Consider the following 16,888-nt stretch of genomic DNA (forward strand, 5'->3'; position numbering starts at 1 on the left):
GTCGCCACCGCATCCCACGAGATGACCGCCACTGCCCAGGACGTCGCCCGTAGCGCCGCCCAGGCCGCCGACGCTGCGCGCGGTGCCGACCAGGCGACCCGCGACGGTCTGGCGCTGATCGACCGCACCACCCAGGGCATCGACAGCCTGGCCGCCAACCTGACCAGCGCCATGGGCCAGGTCGAGCAACTGGCCAGCAGCAGCGAGGAAATCGGTTCGGTGCTGGAAGTGATCCGCGCCATCGCCGAGCAGACCAACCTGCTGGCGCTCAACGCGGCCATCGAGGCGGCCCGCGCCGGCGACGCCGGCCGCGGCTTCGCGGTGGTCGCCGACGAAGTGCGCAACCTCGCCCGGCGCACCCAGGACTCGGTGGAACAGATCCGCGGAGTGATCGAAGGCCTGCAACAGGGCACCCGCGACGTGGTCGACGCCATGCACGGCAGCCATCGCCAGGCCCAGGGCAGCGTCGAGCAGGTGGATGAAGCGGTGGCCGCGCTGCAACGGATCGGCGAGGCGGTGACGGTGATCAACGACATGAACCTGCAGATCGCCAGCGCCGCCGAGGAACAGAGCTCGGTAGCCGAGGAGATCAACCGCAATGTCGCGGCGATCCGCGACGTCACCGAGTCGCTGTCGAGCCAGGCCGAGGAATCGGCCCAGGTCAGTCAGTCGCTGAACCGCCTGGCCAACCACCAGCAGGGCCTGATGGAACAGTTCAAGGCCTGACCGTTCACGGCCTGAATAGCGCCGGGGGGCCGTAGGTCCCCCAGATCGCCAGGCGGGCCAGCGAGCGCAGCCAGCCACGCAGACGCGCCGGGGCTCCCGCCTCGGCCACCTTCGCTGCCGCTGTCCCGGCCTGTCGCGGCTCGCCGCGCTCGCTGCGCAACGCGTTTTCCACGGCCTGCTCGTAGCGAGCCTGCGCGGGTAACCGCGGCGACCGCCCCTCCTCTCGCTGTCCACTGGACTCGCCCAACAGGAACACCAGCACCGGCAGCATCAGCGCCCAGCGCCAGCGGCCCGTACCCGTCCGCCGTTTCATCGTCCAAGACCTCCTTGCAAGAAGCCCGGGATGCTAGGGAAAGCGCAGGAGGAAATCTTGCCGGGACTGTCGGCAAATGGTGAAGAACTGTTAAGCCCTGGCGGCGCGGCCGCTCTTCTGCAACGACAACTCGATGCTCACTCGCAGGCCGCCCAGCGGGCTGTCTTCGAGACTCAGGCGGCCACCGCAGGCCTCGGCGATGTCGCGCGCGATGCCCAGGCCCAGGCCATGGCCGCTGACCTGCTCGTCGAGCCGGGTACCCCGCTCGAGCACCGCCTGGCGCTGGTCGGGGAGGATGCCGGGGCCGTCATCGTCGACCTCCAGGCGGACCATGCCCTCGCCCTGCGCGACAGTCAGGCGGACTTCGCTATCGGCCCACTTGCAGGCGTTGTCCAGCAGATTGCCGAGCATCTCCAGCAGGTCCTCGCGGTCCCATGGCAGGCGCAGCCCCGGTGGCGCGCTCCAGCTCACCTGCAGGTGCGGGCCGTGGATCAGGCGCAGGGTGTCGCACAGCGACGGCAACTCCTCGGCGCAATCGAAATGTGCGCCAGGCAGCGCTTCGCCGACCAGGCGCGCCTTGCCCAACTCGCGACCGAGGCGCTGCTGGATCTGTTCCAGCTGTTCGCGCAGGACCTGTTGCAACTCCGGCTGGCGCGCCATCTCCTCGCGCTCGGCGAGGCTGACCAGCACGGCCAGCGGCGTCTTCAGGGCGTGACCGAGGTTGCCCAGGGCGTTGCGCGAACGCTTCAGGGTCTCCTCGGTGTGCGCCAGCAGGTGGTTGATCTGCTCCACCAGCGGCTCCAGCTCCTCGGGAGCCTGGTTGTCCAGTTGGCTACGCTGGCCCTGCTGCAACTGGGCGATCTGCAGGCGCACCTCCTCCAGCGGACGCAGCGAACGACGCACGGTCAGGCGCTGCAACAGCAATACCAGGAGCAGCGCCAGGGCGCCGGCGCCCAGACCCATCCACTGCACGCGGGCGAAGCTTTCCAGGATCGGCGTATAGTCCTGCGCCACCACGATCCGCAGCTTCTGGCCCATGCGCTTGTAGTGGCCGCGGAACACCAGCAGTCGCTGCTCCTCGGGCCCATCGACCAGGCCCTGCACCAGCCCTTTCTTGTGCGGCACCTCCAGCTCGCTGTCCCACAGGGAGCGTGAGCGCCAGGTGTCCTTTTCCAGCTCGATGACGAAATAGCGCCCGGAATACGGGCGCTGGAACGCCGGGTTGAGGCGTTGCTCGTCCAGTTGCATGCCGTTCGGCCCGCGCACCATGGCCACCAGCAGGTTCTCCGCCTCCTCCCGCAGGTTGCCGGCGAAATAGCGCCGCAGGCCCTGGTCGAACAGCCACAGGCCGGTCTGCGCGAGGACCAGCCCGACCACCAGCAGCACCGCGAACAGGCCGACGCTCAGGCGCCGCTGGATCGACCTCATCCGGCGGCCACCCCGGCGTAGCGGTAACCCTGGCCACGGCGGGTCTCGATCACCTCGCGGCCGAGCTTGCGCCGCAGGTGGTTGACGTGGACCTCGATGACGTTGGAATCGCGTTCGGTCTCGCCGTCGTACAGATGCTCGGCCAGGTGCCCCTTGGACAGGACCTGGCCGGGGTGCAGCATGAAATAGCGCAGCAGGCGGAATTCGGCGGCGGTCAGGTCGACGTCGGCGCCGTTCAGGCACACGCACTGGCGCTGCTCGTCCAGGCGCAGCCCAGCGGCCTCCAGCTGGCTCTGGTTGGCCAGCCCATGGGCGCGGCGCAACAGGGCCTGGATGCGCAAGGCCAACTCTTCCGGATGGAACGGCTTGGTCAGGTAGTCGTCGGCACCGGCCTTGAGGCCATCGATGCGTTCGGCCCAGGAACCGCGCGCGGTGAGGATCAGCACCGGAGTCGCGAGTCCCAGCCCACGCCACTCCTGGAGTATCTCCAGGCCGGGGCGCCCGGGCAGGCCGAGGTCGAGGATGATCAGGTCGTAGGGCTCGCTGGCGCCCTGCACCGCCGCGTCGCGGCCGTCGGCCAGCCAGTCCACCGCGTAGCCCTGGCGGGTCAGGCTGGCCATCAGTTCGTCGGCCAGGGGAACGTGATCCTCAACCAGCAGCAACCGCATCAGTCGTCTTCCTCGTCCTTCAGGATGCGGCCGTTGCGGGCATCCAGTTCCAGTTCACGCACGACGCCGTCGCGGGTGAGCAGTTCCACCTCGTAGACATAGACGTCGTCTTCCTCTTCCAGCTCGACCTCCAGCAGGCGCGCCCCGGGGTAACGCCCCAGGGCTTCCTGCATGAGGGATTCGAGCGGCTGTATCACACCGTCCTGGCGCAGGCGCAGGACCTCGTCCTGGTCCAGGTCGCGCGCCATCGCCTCGAGGCTGATGACCGCCAGGACCAGTGCGATGATCCCGGCGTAGCGCATGAGCCACTTCATCAGTCGTCCTGGTGGTCCTTGAGCACGGCGCCGGTAGCGGCATCCAGCTCCAGGTCCCACTTCACGCCCTGCGGGTCGCGCAACTCGACCTGGTAGATGTAGCGGCCGTATTCCTCTTCCAGCTCGGTATCGTGGACGCTCGAGCCGGGATGCTTGGCGATGGCGTTCTTGTTCAGCTCTTCGAAGGACTTGATGGTCCCGGCGTCACGCAGCTTCAGCGCCTCGTCCGGGCCGAGGTCGCGGGCCTGGGCCAGGCCGGCAGTCAGGGCGATGGCGGTGGCGGCGAACAGGGCAGTCAGTTTCTTCATGGGAATCTCTCCGTGGGAATCAATCGTGTTGCTTTCGACGGTTTGCAGATTAACCGGGCGCTCTTAATTGAAGCTGAATTTGCCGCAAGGACATGGCCGGGGCGCGCCATAGGGTAGCGGAAAGCCTCTGCGATGGGGCTCGCCGGCGTTCGAAAGCGCTTGGTCCTGCGACAACTCGTCCTATAATCGCCGGTTCGCAAGGGAGAAGACCAGCATGCCAGCCATCCAGATCAAGTCCCCCGCACTGACCCTCAAGGCCGGTCGCCGCGCCCTCGCCCGCATCCGCGAGCGCGGACTGCAGCCGGCCGACGTCGGCATCGTCCCCGGTGCCGCCGGCGGGCCAAAGGCGCTGGGCATCCAGGGACTGGACCTGGCGATCTTCGGCGAGTGGCTGCCGCGCGCCCCGCGCGAACGCTCGCTGATCGGCGCCTCCATCGGTTCCTGGCGCTTCGCCAGCGCCTGCCTGCCCGACGCCGTGGCCGGCCTCACCCGCCTCGGCGAGCTGTACACCCGGCAGCGTTTTCCCAAAGGCGTGAGCATCGCCGAAGTCTCGCGCAAGTGCGCGGCGATGCTCGACGACCTGCTCGCCGGCCAGGACGCGCGGATCCTCGACAACCCGCTGTACCGCCTCAACGTGGTGGTGGTGAAGAGCCACGGGCGCCTCGCCCACGACCACAAGGCCAGCCTCGGCCTGGGGCTGTCCTCGGTGATCCGCGACAACCTGATCGGCCGCCGCCACCTGCACCGCCACTTCGAACGGGTGATCCTGCATGACGCCCGCCAGGCGCCGCCGCTGGCCGCGCTGACCGACTTCCCGTCGCGCTACCTGCACCTGGACGGCGGCAACCTGCGCCAGGCGCTGCTCGCCTCCGGCTCGATCCCGATGGTCATGGAAGGCGTCCGCGACCTGCCTGGCGCCGGCCCCGGCACCTACCGCGACGGCGGCCTGCTCGACTACCATCTCGACCTGCCCTACGAGGACCGCGGCGTGGTGCTCTACCCGCACTTCACCGACAAGGTGATCCCCGGCTGGTTCGACAAGGGCTTGCCCTGGCGCCGTGGCGACGCCGGGCGCCTGCAGGACGTGCTGCTGCTGGCGCCGTCGCGCGAGTACCTGGCGCGCCTGCCGCACGCCAAGCTGCCGGACCGCAAGGACTTCACCCGCTACCTCGGCGACGACGACGGCCGCGAGCGCTACTGGCGCCAGGCGATGGCGGAAAGCCGCAGGCTCGGCGACGAATTCCTCGAACTGGTCGACGGCGGCCGGCTCGGCGAACGCCTGCAAGCGCTGGACTGAGCCGCCACCGACGAGAAGGATCCTGCATGAAACTGGCCGTAGCGCTGATCCACGGCATCGGCGACCAGCCCGATAGCCGCGACGAGGACGGTCTGCACAGCTACGCCCGCGAACTGGTAGCGGCGCTGCGCCGACGTCTCGGTGCGGAAGCCGGCGAGGTGGCCTTCCAGAGCCTGTACTGGGCCAGCGTGCTGGACGCCCGCGAACTGGACTACCTCAAGCGCATCGAGCGCGAGCCGCTGGGCTGGCGCTGGCTGCGCCGGGCGGTGACGCTGTTCCTCGGCGACGCCAGCGGCTACCGAAAGGTCAGCGCCGCCTACGACACCACCTACCAGCAGGTCCACCAGCACGTGCGCAGCGGGATCATGGCCCTGCGCGCGAAGGTCGGGCCGCAGACGCCGCTGGTGATCCTCGCCCACTCCCTGGGCGGGCACATCGTATCCAACTTCATCTGGGACCAGCAGAAACTCAACCGCACGCCGAGTTGCTCGATCGACCCCTTCCTCGGCCTGGAAACCCTGGCCGGGCTGGTCACCTTCGGTTGTAACATCCCGCTGTTCACCTTCGCCTACGAGAAGGTCTGTCCGATCCGCTTTCCCGGCCACTGCCTGACCCCGGCGATCCGCCAGCAGGCACGCTGGCTGAACGTCTACGCGCCGGCCGATCCGCTCGGCTATCCGCTGCGGCCGTTGCAGAACTACGCCGCGGTCGTCCACGAGGACCTCGTCCTGCCGGTCGGTCCCTGGTACAAGCGGCACACCCCGTTGAGCCACATGGAGTACTGGAACGATGCGCGCTTTCACGATTACCTGGCGGACTACCTGCGCCGCCTGTTGGCTGCTGGCCTCGAGCCTGCCGGCGCTGGCCACGCCCTCCCCGCAGGCGAGCCAGGAGATCGGCCGCTTGCTGAGCTTTGTTGAAGACAGCGGCTGCACCTTCATCCGCAACGGCAGCGAATACCCGGCCGCGGAGGCCCGCGCCCACCTGCAGAAGAAGCTCGACTACCTGGAGCGCAAGGATCTGGTCGCCAGCAGCGAGGACTTCATCGAGCGCGCCGCGACCCAGAGCAGCCTCAGCGGCAAGCCCTACCAGGTGCGCTGCGCCGGGCAGACGCGCAACTCCGCCGACTGGCTGAACCAGGAGCTGCGGCGTCTGCGGCAAGCCCCCTGATCAACCGGGATGGCCGTCGACCCGCGGACGACACAGCATCGGCGCGTAGCACCAGGCGAATAGCAGGAACGCCAAAGCCCACAGTCCGCCTGCCAGGGGCAGCGCCCAGTTCGCCGGCAACAGGCTGGGCAGGAACACCCGCGCCGCGCAGCCGAGATTGAGCAGGGCGAAAGCCCAGGGCATCGCTGCCGGCGGTTGCAGCGCGCGACCGGTATGGCCGAGAGTGACCCGTGCCAGCATCGCCAGGATCAACCCGCCCATGCCGCCCACCGCCAGCGCGTGCAGCGCCTGGCTCGGCGCCAGCGCCAGGCCCAGGCTCCAGAGCGCCATGCCGAGCGGCGCCACGGCGATCCAGAAATACGCCAGGTGCAGTGACCAGAGCAACGGTACCTGCCAGATGCCGCGATCGCGCCAACGCCACAGGCGCCACAGTTGCGCACCGCCGAGGGCGGCGAACAGTCCTGCAAGCCAGGGCGTCGGCTGCGCCGTGACGCCCGCGGCGGTGAGCAGCGCCACCAGCACGCAGCCCAGCAGGATGCCATTGTCCAGCCAGGCGATCGCCGGCACCTGCTGCTGACGGCCGAGACCGCGCTGGGTGAAGAACGGGATCACCCGCCCGCCGATCAGGTTCATCATTCCGGCGATCAGCCATAGCGCGGCGATGGAGGCACGCCGTTGCCAGTCGTCGTTGCCCTCGAACAGGCCGAGCAGGACCAGGGCGTCGGCCAGGGTCAACAGCAGCAACAGGCCCACCACCGGGTAATTGCGCTTCTGCCGCACCCGCCACAGGCTGCGACCGATAGCCCAGGCCAATAGCGGCAGGAAGCTCAGTTGCAGCACCAGCAGCAGCGCCAGCGGCGCATCGAATAGCCAGGCCAGGCGCGCCGCCAGCCAGAGCCCGGCGAGCAGGGCCAGGGGTTTGCCCTGCAGGCCGGGTACGCCGGTCCAGGTCTGCACGGCGGTCAACAGGAAGCCGGCGATGATCGCCACACCGAAACCGAAGAGCATTTCGTGACGATGCCAGGCCAGCCAGCCTCCGACCGGTTGCCAGCCGCTCCAGAGCCCGGCCAGCGCCGCCAGCCAGAGCGCGATGGCGAGCACCGCGAACAGCGCGCCGCCGAGGAAGAACGGGCGGAAGCCCAGGCGCCAGATCGGCGGTATGGCCATCAGCCTGGAACGATCAAGCACTTGCACAGCAGACCTCCCAACCGGGTCGACGCATGCGGAACAGCGCGCTCAGGCGCATCACGTAGCCAATCTTCAACAGGGTCGGGCCGAGGATCACCAGCGCATGGGAAAACACCAGCGCCGGCATGTTCAGGTAGCGGTCGAGGAAATAGGCGGCGATCACGCCGGCGACGAGCAGCGCCAGGCCGGCCGCCAGCAGCCCGTGACCGATCCGCAGCACCCGCCGTGGACAATCGAACAGAGCGTTCATCTCGATCTCCTTTTTCCGAAAAAGGGCCGACGCACCTCGCGCCGGCCCGTCGCTTCAGGCGTCCAGCGCGGCGGCCGGACCGAAGAACTCGTAGTGGCATTGCTGCGAGGGTACGCCGAGGTCGGCCAGGTGGCGCTTGACCTGCGCCATGAAAGGCCGGGGTCCGAGGAAGTAGGCGTCCAGGTCGCGCTCCTGCGGCAACCAGTCGGCCAGTTTCTCGCGGCTCAGCAATCCCTCGGCGTCGGCACTGTCGCCGGCGCGCGGTTCGCTATAGCAGAAGAAGTGCTCGACCTGCTCGTGCTGCGCCGACACGTCTTCGATCCAGTCGCGGAAGGCATGCACGCCGCCATGCCGGGCGCAATGGATGAAGCGGATCGGCCGCGCCTGCGGCAGCGCTTCCTGCAACATGGCCAGGGCCGGGGTGATGCCGACGCCGGCGGTGATCAGCACCAGCGGCTTGTCGCTGTCACGCAGGACGAAATCGCCAGCCGGCGGAAACAGATCCAGCTCGTCGCCCTCGGCGACCCGGTCATGCAGGTGATTGGAGACCCGTCCACCCGCCTCGCGCTTGACGCTGATGCGGTATTCGCGGCCGTTGCTGGCAGCGGAAAGCGAATAGTTGCGGCGCACTTCCTCGCCGTCGATGTCCAGCCGCAGGCCGATGTACTGTCCCGGCTGGAACGCCAGCAGCGGCTGGCCGTCCACCGGCTCCAGGTAGAACGAGGTGATTTCCTCGCTCTCCGCCTGCTTGCGTGCCACGCGGAAGCGCCGCACGCCGCGCCAGCCGCCATCGGCCTGGGCGCTGGCGGCATACACCGACTCCTCGGCCTCGATCAGCAGGTCGGCCAGTTGCTGGTAGGCCGCGCCCCAGGCTTCGAGGACTTCGTCGGTGGCGATCTGTTCGCCGAGGACCTCGCGGATCGCCCGCAACAGGCAAGTGCCGACGATCGGATAGTGTTCGGGCAACACCTGCAGGGAGACATGCTTGTTCACCACCTTGGCCACCAGCGGGCCGAGTTCCTGCAACTGGTCGATGTGCCTGGCGTACATCAGCACGCCATTGGCCAGCGCCCGCGGCTGGTCGCCGCTGGCCTGGTGGGCCTGGTTGAACAGCGGGCGAACCTCGGGGTACTCGCCGAGCATGGTGCGGTAGAAATGGGTGATCAGCGCTTCACCGCCGGTCTCCAGCAGCGGTACGGTGGCTTTGATGAGGGCACGTTGGGCATTGGACAACATAGATGACTCCTGACGCATGCAAGGTTTTGTTTCACCTCGAAGCATTTCAGGAAGCGTGCCAAGGCAAACTACCAGAATTCACGGGCCTTGCAGGCCGGCATAGGTCATAATGACTGCAACCATTCAGAGTCATTAGGACTGCAAAGAGGTCGAAATGACCACCAATCCCTTGCTTGCCACCCTGATCCCGCTGGTTGCCGACCTGTCCCGCGACCTGCCGGAAGACGAACGCTACCGCCGCCTGCTCCAGGCCCTGCGCGACCTGCTGCCCTGCGACGCCACCGCGCTGCTGCGCCTGGACGGCGAATACCTGATCCCGCTGGCGGTGGACGGCCTCAGCCCGGACACCCTCGGCCGGCGCTTCCGGGTCGGCGAACATCCGCGCCTCGAGGCTCTCCTGGAGCGCCGCGGGCCGACCCGCTTCCCCGCCGACTGCGGCCTGCCCGATCCCTACGACGGTCTGGTGGAAGGCCTCCACGGCCACCTGGAAATCCATGATTGCCTGGGCTGTCCGCTGTACCTCGACGACCAGCCCTGGGGCTTGCTGACCCTGGATACCCTCGATCCGTCGCGCTTCGCCAGCGCCGACCTGGATACCCTGGAGGCCTTCGCCAGCCTCGCCGCCGCCACGGTCAAGGCCAGCGAGCGGATGCGCGACCTGACCCGCCGCGCCGAGGACGAGCACCAGCGCGCCGAGGCCTATCTCGAAGCCGCTGGCGAGCGGCCACGGGAAATGATCGGCCAGAGCGCCGCGCACAAGGCGCTGCTGGAAGAAATCCGCCTGGTCGCCAACAGCGACCTGAGCGTACTGATCACCGGCGAGACCGGGGTCGGCAAGGAACTGGTGGCGCAATCCATCCACCGGCATTCCATGCGCAGCGGCAAGCCGATGATCAGTCTCAACTGCGCCGCGCTGCCCGAGACCCTGGTGGAAAGCGAATTGTTCGGCCATGTGCGCGGCGCCTTCTCCGGCGCGGTCAACGAACGGCGCGGCAAGTTCGAACTGGCCGACGGCGGCAGCCTGTTCCTCGACGAGGTCGGCGAGTTGCCGCTGGCGGTGCAGGCCAAGCTGCTCCGCGTGCTGCAGAGCGGGCAGTTGCAGCGGGTCGGCTCCGATCGCGAGCACCGCGTCGACGTACGCCTGATCGCAGCCACCAACCGCGACCTGGCCGAGGAAGTACGTGCCGGGCGCTTCCGCGCCGATCTCTACCATCGCCTCAGCGTCTATCCCTTGCGCGTGCCGCCGCTGCGCGAGCGCGGCCGCGATATCCTCCTGCTGGCCGGCTACTTCCTCGAGGAAAACCGACCGCGCCTGGGACTGCGTAGCCTGCGCCTGGACCACGAGGCCCAGGCCGCGCTCCTCGACTATCGCTGGCCGGGCAACGTGCGCGAACTCGAGCACCTGGTCGGCCGCGCCTCGCTCAAGGCCCTCGGCCACAATCCGGAGCGATCGCGGATCGTCACCCTGCATCGGCAGGATCTCGACCTGCCCGCGGAAACCCCCGCGCCACCTCGCAGCGTGGTCGAGCCCGCGCCCTCCGTGCCACAGACCGGTCACTCGTTGCGCGCGGCCACCGACGCCTACCAACGCCGCCTGATCCAGGACTGCCTGGCCCGCCACCAGGGAAGCTGGGCCTCGGCTGCACGCGAACTGGGCCTGGATCGCGCCAACCTGGCGCGCCTGGCGCGCCGCCTGCAACTCAGGTGAACGACCGCCCGGTCGGAGCGCACCGGGCCCGGCGCGCAAACCTGTTACCATGGCGCCCCCATTCCGGTTGTCCGATAACCCCGATCCAGAGCGCACTACAGTGGAACTCTTCAAAGAATTCACCTTCGAATCCGCCCATCGCCTGCCCCACGTCCCCGAAGGCCACAAATGCGGGCGCCTGCACGGCCACTCGTTCCGTGTCGCCATCCACATCGAAGGCGAGGTCGATCCGCATACCGGCTGGATCCGCGACTTCGCGGAAATCAAGGCGATCTTCAAGCCGATCTACGAGCAACTCGACCACAATTATCTGAACGATATTCCAGGCCTGGAAAACCCCACCAGCGAAAACCTCTGCCGCTGGATCTGGCAACAACTCAAGCCGCTGTTGCCGGAACTCTCCAAGGTCCGCGTCCACGAAACTTGCACCAGCGGTTGCGAATATCGGGGCGATTGATTCGCCCGACTCTCCCCTGGCGCTTCGCCATCCGCTCTAAAACGGGCTTCCACACAACGGGCCCGTTCTGCCGTCTCTCTCCCATGGGTTGTACGAAGCATTATCCCCACGGACATAAAGGTTTCATATTCTTCCGGGAAACATCCGGCAAGCTGTCTCCACAGTCCGTTAGTCAATAAAACCGTGCAACTATATTGTTCTTCCAGTAGATAAAGACTTATCCTTTGCCGCGGACACGGAAAGTCCGTAAAGCCACTATAAATGCACCAAAACCCAGCACCATATTTTTAGAACGGGAGTGAAACGAATGTCCAAACTTGCCGAGTTCCGCGAGGCAGAGCGCAAACTTCAGGAGCAACTGGCCCTGCTGGAAAAGCTGAAAAGCGACAGCAGCCTGAAGCAGGAACTGGAATTCAAGGACAAGTTGCAGGCGTTGATGGACAAGTACGGCATGACCCTGCACAACATCATCGCCATCCTCGACCCCAAGGCTCCGGTCACCGTCAGCGCCGCTCCGCAGCGCCGTGCCCGCGCCCTGAAGGTCTACAAGAACCCGAACAACGGTGAAGTCGTCGAAACCAAGGGCGGCAACCACAAGGTTCTGAAAGCCTGGAAAGAACAGTACGGTTCCGAAACCGTCGAATCCTGGCTGCAACGCTAAGCCGGTTTTCCCGACGGCATCCTGCCGATGCCGTCGGAAACCTCACTGGCTACTTTCGCTCCCCTCCTCGCCAGATCAATTCTGCGACTTCGATTCGCAAGCGCTCCTGATCTTCTGCGCCGCCAGGTTGTTCTCCACCCCCGGCAGGTTCTCCAGCAGACACTCGTAATAAGCCTTTTCCCGCGACAGCAGGAAGGAGCCGTCGTTATACAACTTGTCGCAGGCCTGGGTGATGAAGTGAACCGCCACCCCGCTCTTCGCCGTGCGTTGGTAGTCGAGTATGCATTGGTCGTAGTCCTTGTCGTCGGCGAGAGCGGAAAGCGGGAATAACAGCAGCAGGGGCAGCAGGAACTTCATGGCAATGGTATCCATGGGAAAGTTGTGCTCCAGCATGGACGAGCCGGCTCGGAGTGCCAAGCCGACCATGAAGTAAAATTTTGCACTTGTTTACAGGCCGGACCAGACTGGCCGTTCTTCGCTGCGCGAATGCGACAATGGCGGGCCGGAGAGCCGAATCGCAGGCGTCCCGAGCGGATTCGGTTTCCCGGCCGCCTGGCGGCAACTCGCTCCATCGACGGGCACCGCCCTCCGCCGAACTCTTCCGGCAAACGGGTGCTGCCCGATCCGCATCCGCTTCAATAGGCCGCTACGAACAGGAACGACAACTGTAGATTGAGCATGGGCGACAAACTATTGTTCAGTTCCAGAAACTCCACCGCTACTTGCCGCTGCTCCGCTTCTATATCCTGCAACAACCGACTGAACGAGGCTGGCTCCAACTGCCCGCGAACCTGGGCCTCGATACGCGCGATCGTCCCTTGCTTCTCGAAGCCGCGAGGAAGCAGTACGCTCACTTCCGCGTCAGGGACGCCCGCCAGGCGAACCCGCTCGGTCAGCCAGGCCTGCACATCGGCCCTCGCCTGCGACGCATTCGGCGCCTGCCAGAAGCGCTCTCGCTGAAGGTTCAGGACCTGCTCCGCCTGCATCGCCCGCTCCGGCCAGGCGGTCTGCCGGGAAACGTCCTGGAGCTTGAGCCATTCCCCGGCCAGACGACGATATTCCTCCCCTCGTTCCTCCCTCCAATCCATGCTGAGCATGACCAGATGCACAACCAGCAGCAGGCACAGGCTCCAGATGGCCATGCGCAAGAGTGGTTTTTCCTGCCATTGTCGTTGCAGGTTCCGCCCCTGGAACTGCAGTGATCGCTGGAAGTCCGACATCAGGCACCCTCCCCCGGCGTACGCAGGACCAGGCTCAGCGATAGCCCCTCGCTCTGCGAAGGTTCCACCCTGACATCTTCGAAACTCCCCGACTCCATGAAACGCCGCACATAGAGACGCGGGTCGACACTGTCGGTGCCAATCCGCAAGTCCAGCTCGGAGCCTCGATAACGCCAGGCGAGCAACCGACTGTCCTTCGGCAACAGTTCCGCTACCTGTCCCAGCAGCGCCACCTGCGAGCGATGCTGCAAAGCGCGCCCCAGCTCCGTGGCCATCCGATTGGTCTGCAAGGCCTGGTTGCGTGCGCTGAGGATCGGCGAGACCTGGTCGCTCAGCTGGTCGTACTGCGTTCGCAGCGCACGCTCGGCCCACCACCAGGACAAACCTTCCCCCAGATTGAATCCGCATCCCAGCAACAGGGTGGCTATGAGCCCATGCGGCAACCAACGCTCCCATCGCAGCAGCGTTGCTTCCGCCGCCGGAACGGCCCAGGGACGGCCCAGCGCTTCCCCAGGCTCGGCAACCAGGCTCTCCGGAATGCGTATTCCCGCCAGCCCCCGGAGCAACCGAACCCATTGTTCTGGCTGGGGTGGGCTGGGAAAGAAATGGCTCAGGACAAGGCAGTCATCTCTCCAGACCTGCAGATCCAGCCCGGAGCGAACCCGAAGCAGCCGAACCGTCTCGCCTTCCGCGACCGACCGAGGGGGAGCCTGCAGGAGGGATTCGGGGATACAGCGATAACGCCGAGGTTGGTCGACGCAGTCTTCGGCAACGGCCTCCCGGACCTCCTCATCCCAGAACCAGACCAGAGCATGGCCACCCCGCCAGGCTACGTAATGGCCTGCGCGGCGAAAAGGCGCCAGGGCGGCAAGCTTCAACGCCAGTGCCTGATACCGGTCAGAGCGCGGCACATGATTGAGATCGAGACAGCGATAGACACACCACGCCCGATCCACGATCCACTGCGCTGGGGCGCGCCGCGCCAACCCTGTACCTCTACGTACCCACTCAAGCTGCGCCCGGCCATCCTTACCACGGCCTTGCCACAAGCGGGGCGGCAAGAACCCCGGGGGCGATATCGGGATGCAGCGGAGGATTCGAGTAGCGATCATTTATCTTCACGGACCTCTTCGAGAGAAGCTGCCAGGGTGGCAGCAGGCGGTGCTCTGAGTTGAAGCGGACCTCGTATTCCGTCCCCTGCTCGGCTCCTGGCGGGTAGAGCCGAATCGACAGGACCGGACTGGCCAGGCGCGCCCAGCCATCCTCGGGAACCAGCCTCGCATGCCCCCCGAGGACGTCATGCAGGTCCGACATCCGGGTGAACGGACGCTGCCAGCGGGCTTGCAGCAGTCGGCCGACAGCGTCCTCCGGTAGTCCCCAGGCAAGAGACAGGATTCGGGCATCCGCGGTGTTGATGTTCAGCGCCGCCTCGTCCGCCGCAACCAGATCGCGCCAACCGGCGTCGAGCAAATGCGCTTCCCAGGGGCGCCAGGCCTCCAGCCGGAAGACTTCCATCACCGAGCGCAACGGACGGCGCCGTGCCTGGCCCGGAGAGGACCTGTCGCTGGCTTGCGCGGCGCTACCCAGTCGTGGAGCGGCGCCGGGATAGAGATAGCTGAACCATTGGGCGACCATGACCTGCACCTGCTCGGCGGGAACCCCCAACCCCGCCAGCAGCCTGGACAGTACCCGCGGATCGATGCCGGAAAGACTGAGGCGCGCGGAGCGATCGAGCAGCGCAATGCACCAGCCATTGGCCATGCAGAACTCCCGGCCATCCAGAGGCAGCTCCCCGCCAATGGGCAGGATCGAAGTGTCCATGTCCACCTTGCTCGGCGCGGCGCCAGCATTTCCCGGTACGCTCAGGCCCGCGACGGTATAGCGCTGGGTAGCCACCAGCCATTGGACCCGCGCCAGCAAGGCATGCTCCTCCAGCTCACGAAGCAGCGCCTTGCGCCGGTTTTCCGTGGCATCCAGCGAGCGCCCGACCCAGAGTACAGCGGCACTGGCCAGCAGGGTCATGATGGCCAGGAACCAGACCACTCCGACCAGAACGAAGCCAGACGAGCGGGCAGACGCCGCATGTCGGCATGCGCCATCAGAAATCATGTTCGGCGGGCCTCGCTCTGGGCAGCGCGACCGCGACAAGGACAAACAGGCGCTCCTCGGGAGCCGTCAGTGCCATCGCCTCGGGAAGGGTATCGGCCAGTTGCGCGCTCGGCGGCCAGTCCCGGAGCCACTGGCCGTGACCGTCCAGATAGCGGAAGCGAGCTTCGCCGCGCAGATGCAGGAGGGGCCAGCGACTGTCCTCCAGCCTTCGCACATAGATCAACTCGGTCCGGTCCTCTCCTGCCCGCCGCTCGAGCCGGAAGGCCAAGGGCGTCGGGATGCCCGCACGGCGATCCAGGGCCGCGGCAGACATGGCCTCGAAACTGAGTTCGTCCCCTCGCAAACGCCAGCGGACCTCGCCAGCCTCGGGAGCGACCAGGTTCTCCACCGCATCACGGAACCAATCGAAGGTCAGCGCCCGGACCTGTCCGCGCCCCAGGTTCTGGTGCAAGGACTGGTTGGCCTTGCTGGCATAGCTCAACCCTTGCATGAGCAACGTGCCGATGAAGGAAACGACCAGCAGCACCACGATCATCTCGAGCAGGGTGAATGCATCCTGTTTTCGTCGCGAGCGGATCATGGTCCATCACCCAGTCGCGCTGGGATGACCACGTAACCGGGAAGCTCCAGTTGCAGCGCCTGCGGCGTTCCATCGCCAGCCTGGATGCTGGCGACGACCCTGAACAAGGTCACGTCGTAGATGCCCGGACTGCCGCTATGGCGGCCCACCGCCGCTTTCGATGCGGACAGCGGCGAACTTCGCCACTCCAGCCGGTAATGCCCCAGCCGGACCCTGCCTGCGGGTTCGAGCGCAGGGTTCATGCGCTCCAGATAGGCCATCGCCACCCGGGCCGTCTCGATGCGCAGCTCGGCCGCCTCGACCCGCTGCATGCTCCGAAAGGCACTGTTGAGCCAGGCGAAAAGCGCACCGCCGACCACTGCCAGGAGCGTCAGCGCAACCACCGCCTCCAGGAGCGTGAAGCCTTCCTGCCGCGCCGGCATCAGCGGATCGTCCCGGGCGCGCAGAGGGGTGGCTGAAGCAGCAGCGTATGTGTCGCGCGCCCATGATGGACCTGCAACTTTCCGCCCAGGCAAACTCCGTTTGCCATGTAACGTATCGGCGGCCGAGCAGTAACCGTCCAGCCATCGGGCAGTCGCAGCAACTGCTCGGGAACCGCCCCGCTCTCATCAATGAGCAGCTCCCGCCCGTCGCTGCGCACGCGATAGCCCAGGGTCTGCAATTGATTGAACAGATCGTCCAGCGCGGTCCTGCGCGCCCAGGTCTCCTGCATCCTCACCAGGCCGGGCAACGCCACCGCAGCAATGGCCCCGACGATCACCAGCACCACCAGCAGTTCGAGCAAGGTGAACGCGGCCTGGTCAACGTTTGGGCGCGTAACCGACATCGGCATCCAGGCCTTTCCCACCGGGCTGCCCATCCGCGCCCTGGCTGTAGAGAGTGAAGGGTTGTTCGGCACTCGGCCTGTCGCTGTACAGGTAAGGCCGGTTCCAGGGGTCCAGCGGTACGCCGCCCTCGAGGTAGGGCCCGTGCCAGAAGGCCCCGAGACGTTCATCGGAAGGCGGCGTGTTGAGTAGCGCCAGGCCTTCTTCTTCGGTCGGCAGCCGGCCGATGTCCAGGCGCATGGTGAGCAACGCGCCCTTGAGCATCTTCACCTGGGTATCCGCCGTCTGCGCCTTCGCCTTGTCGGCCTGACTGAACAGTCGCGGCCCGACGAGCCCCATCAGCATGCCGATAATCACCAACACCACAATCATCTCGAGCAGGGTGAAGCCCTGTTGTGCAGCTCTGTTCATACGGTTTCCACTTCACGTCT

At 66.5% G+C, this 16,888-nt stretch carries 22 protein-coding genes and 1 pseudogene; 7 read left to right on the forward strand and 16 right to left on the reverse strand.

Going from position 1 to position 16,888, the window contains the following annotated elements:
* Positions 1-189 precede the first annotated feature (189 nt).
* Positions 190-726, forward strand: a pseudogene (locus M6E97_RS31180) (methyl-accepting chemotaxis protein); the annotation flags it as partial.
* A 4-nt stretch (positions 727-730) separates the two neighbouring features.
* Here M6E97_RS31180 and M6E97_RS05805 read toward each other — a convergent pair.
* The 5 genes from M6E97_RS05805 to M6E97_RS05825 all read right to left on the reverse strand — a co-directional run bounded on the left by M6E97_RS05805 (position 731) and on the right by M6E97_RS05825 (position 3,757).
* Positions 731-1,039 carry a hypothetical protein gene (locus M6E97_RS05805; RefSeq protein WP_003097699.1) on the reverse strand — a complete coding sequence of 103 codons (309 nt, stop codon included), beginning with the start codon at positions 1,037-1,039 and terminating at the stop codon, positions 731-733.
* Between the two features lie 90 nt (positions 1,040-1,129).
* Entirely contained in the window at positions 1,130-2,467 is a 1,338-nt protein-coding gene (gene carS, locus M6E97_RS05810) for a two-component system sensor histidine kinase CarS (protein WP_033939020.1), read from the reverse strand.
* Positions 2,464-3,135, reverse strand: coding sequence for a two-component system response regulator CarR (gene carR / locus M6E97_RS05815; protein ID WP_003090494.1), 672 nt, complete (start codon positions 3,133-3,135; stop codon positions 2,464-2,466). Before carR ends, carS begins: the two co-directional genes overlap by 4 nt.
* Positions 3,135-3,449, reverse strand: coding sequence for a PepSY domain-containing protein (locus tag M6E97_RS05820; RefSeq protein WP_003131079.1), 315 nt, complete (start codon positions 3,447-3,449; stop codon positions 3,135-3,137). Before M6E97_RS05820 ends, carR begins: the two co-directional genes overlap by 1 nt.
* Complete coding sequence (locus M6E97_RS05825) at positions 3,449-3,757, reverse strand: PepSY domain-containing protein (RefSeq protein ID WP_003090497.1); 309 nt, start codon at positions 3,755-3,757, stop codon at positions 3,449-3,451. Before M6E97_RS05825 ends, M6E97_RS05820 begins: the two co-directional genes overlap by 1 nt.
* A 214-nt stretch (positions 3,758-3,971) precedes the next feature.
* Here M6E97_RS05825 and M6E97_RS05830 point away from each other — a divergent pair, with 214 nt between their 5' ends.
* Genes M6E97_RS05830 through M6E97_RS05840 form a run of 3 tightly spaced genes read left to right on the forward strand, consistent with a single transcriptional unit; the run spans position 3,972 to position 6,224 of the window.
* Positions 3,972-5,054, forward strand: coding sequence for a hypothetical protein (locus tag M6E97_RS05830; RefSeq protein ID WP_003113385.1), 1,083 nt, complete (start codon positions 3,972-3,974; stop codon positions 5,052-5,054).
* Positions 5,055-5,080: 26 nt separating this feature from the next.
* The gene (locus tag M6E97_RS05835; protein WP_033939019.1) at positions 5,081-5,974 is read left to right on the forward strand and encodes a hypothetical protein; all 894 of its coding nucleotides are present in this window, start codon (positions 5,081-5,083) and stop codon (positions 5,972-5,974) included.
* Positions 5,958-6,224, forward strand: coding sequence for a DUF5329 domain-containing protein (locus M6E97_RS05840; RefSeq protein WP_003090500.1), 267 nt, complete (start codon positions 5,958-5,960; stop codon positions 6,222-6,224). The genes M6E97_RS05835 and M6E97_RS05840 overlap by 17 nt, the downstream gene beginning before the upstream one ends.
* On the opposite strand, the gene M6E97_RS05845 is transcribed toward M6E97_RS05840, so the two are convergent.
* The 3 genes from M6E97_RS05845 to hmpA are packed head-to-tail and all read right to left on the reverse strand — an operon-like array spanning position 6,225 to position 8,898.
* Entirely contained in the window at positions 6,225-7,418 is a 1,194-nt protein-coding gene (locus M6E97_RS05845) for an NnrS family protein (protein WP_003131074.1), read from the reverse strand. It abuts the gene before it with no gap.
* Positions 7,405-7,662, reverse strand: a complete 258-nt coding sequence (gene ppyR, locus M6E97_RS05850) for a psl/pyoverdine operon transcriptional regulator PpyR (protein ID WP_003090502.1) — start codon at positions 7,660-7,662, stop codon at positions 7,405-7,407. The genes M6E97_RS05845 and ppyR overlap by 14 nt, the downstream gene beginning before the upstream one ends.
* A gap of 54 nt (positions 7,663-7,716) precedes the next feature.
* Entirely contained in the window at positions 7,717-8,898 is a 1,182-nt protein-coding gene (hmpA, locus tag M6E97_RS05855; protein ID WP_003090503.1) for an NO-inducible flavohemoprotein, read from the reverse strand.
* Between the two features lie 154 nt (positions 8,899-9,052).
* Between hmpA and norR the strand changes: the two genes are divergently transcribed.
* The 3 genes from norR to mvaU all read left to right on the forward strand — a co-directional run bounded on the left by norR (position 9,053) and on the right by mvaU (position 11,724).
* Positions 9,053-10,606 carry a nitric oxide reductase transcriptional regulator NorR gene (norR, locus tag M6E97_RS05860; protein WP_033939018.1) on the forward strand — a complete coding sequence of 518 codons (1,554 nt, stop codon included), beginning with the start codon at positions 9,053-9,055 and terminating at the stop codon, positions 10,604-10,606.
* 100 nt (positions 10,607-10,706) lie between these two features.
* Positions 10,707-11,063, forward strand: a complete 357-nt coding sequence (gene queD / locus M6E97_RS05865) for a 6-carboxytetrahydropterin synthase QueD (protein WP_003090505.1) — start codon at positions 10,707-10,709, stop codon at positions 11,061-11,063.
* A 307-nt stretch (positions 11,064-11,370) separates the two neighbouring features.
* Positions 11,371-11,724 (forward strand): histone-like nucleoid-structuring protein MvaU, encoded by a 354-nt coding sequence (gene mvaU / locus M6E97_RS05870; protein WP_003090506.1) that lies wholly within the window; start codon positions 11,371-11,373, stop codon positions 11,722-11,724.
* Between the two features lie 75 nt (positions 11,725-11,799).
* On the opposite strand, the gene M6E97_RS05875 is transcribed toward mvaU, so the two are convergent.
* The 8 genes from M6E97_RS05875 to gspG all read right to left on the reverse strand — a co-directional run bounded on the left by M6E97_RS05875 (position 11,800) and on the right by gspG (position 16,868).
* On the reverse strand, positions 11,800-12,096 hold the full coding sequence (locus tag M6E97_RS05875; RefSeq protein ID WP_003097713.1) for a VF_A0006 family four-cysteine protein: 297 nt from the start codon (positions 12,094-12,096) through the stop codon (positions 11,800-11,802).
* Between the two features lie 263 nt (positions 12,097-12,359).
* A complete protein-coding gene (locus M6E97_RS05880) occupies positions 12,360-12,944 on the reverse strand; it encodes a GspMb/PilO family protein (RefSeq protein WP_031685717.1) in 585 nt (194 codons plus the stop codon).
* Positions 12,944-13,327 carry a hypothetical protein gene (locus M6E97_RS05885; RefSeq protein ID WP_003090512.1) on the reverse strand — a complete coding sequence of 128 codons (384 nt, stop codon included), beginning with the start codon at positions 13,325-13,327 and terminating at the stop codon, positions 12,944-12,946. The genes M6E97_RS05880 and M6E97_RS05885 overlap by 1 nt, the downstream gene beginning before the upstream one ends.
* Positions 13,328-13,973: 646 nt before the next feature.
* Positions 13,974-15,053, reverse strand: a complete 1,080-nt coding sequence (locus M6E97_RS05890) for a general secretion pathway protein GspK (RefSeq protein ID WP_003138906.1) — start codon at positions 15,051-15,053, stop codon at positions 13,974-13,976.
* Complete coding sequence (locus M6E97_RS05895) at positions 15,043-15,633, reverse strand: PulJ/GspJ family protein (RefSeq protein ID WP_033939017.1); 591 nt, start codon at positions 15,631-15,633, stop codon at positions 15,043-15,045. Before M6E97_RS05895 ends, M6E97_RS05890 begins: the two co-directional genes overlap by 11 nt.
* Positions 15,630-16,055, reverse strand: a complete 426-nt coding sequence (locus M6E97_RS05900) for a PulJ/GspJ family protein (RefSeq protein ID WP_003138901.1) — start codon at positions 16,053-16,055, stop codon at positions 15,630-15,632. Before M6E97_RS05900 ends, M6E97_RS05895 begins: the two co-directional genes overlap by 4 nt.
* On the reverse strand, positions 16,055-16,465 hold the full coding sequence (locus tag M6E97_RS05905; RefSeq protein ID WP_003110088.1) for a prepilin-type N-terminal cleavage/methylation domain-containing protein: 411 nt from the start codon (positions 16,463-16,465) through the stop codon (positions 16,055-16,057). Before M6E97_RS05905 ends, M6E97_RS05900 begins: the two co-directional genes overlap by 1 nt.
* The gene (gene gspG, locus M6E97_RS05910) at positions 16,434-16,868 is read right to left on the reverse strand and encodes a type II secretion system major pseudopilin GspG (protein ID WP_003090519.1); all 435 of its coding nucleotides are present in this window, start codon (positions 16,866-16,868) and stop codon (positions 16,434-16,436) included. The genes M6E97_RS05905 and gspG overlap by 32 nt, the downstream gene beginning before the upstream one ends.
* Positions 16,869-16,888 lie beyond the last annotated feature (20 nt).

Source organism: Pseudomonas sp. B111 (assembly GCF_026428275.1).
Lineage (GTDB): Bacteria > Pseudomonadota > Gammaproteobacteria > Pseudomonadales > Pseudomonadaceae > Pseudomonas > Pseudomonas aeruginosa.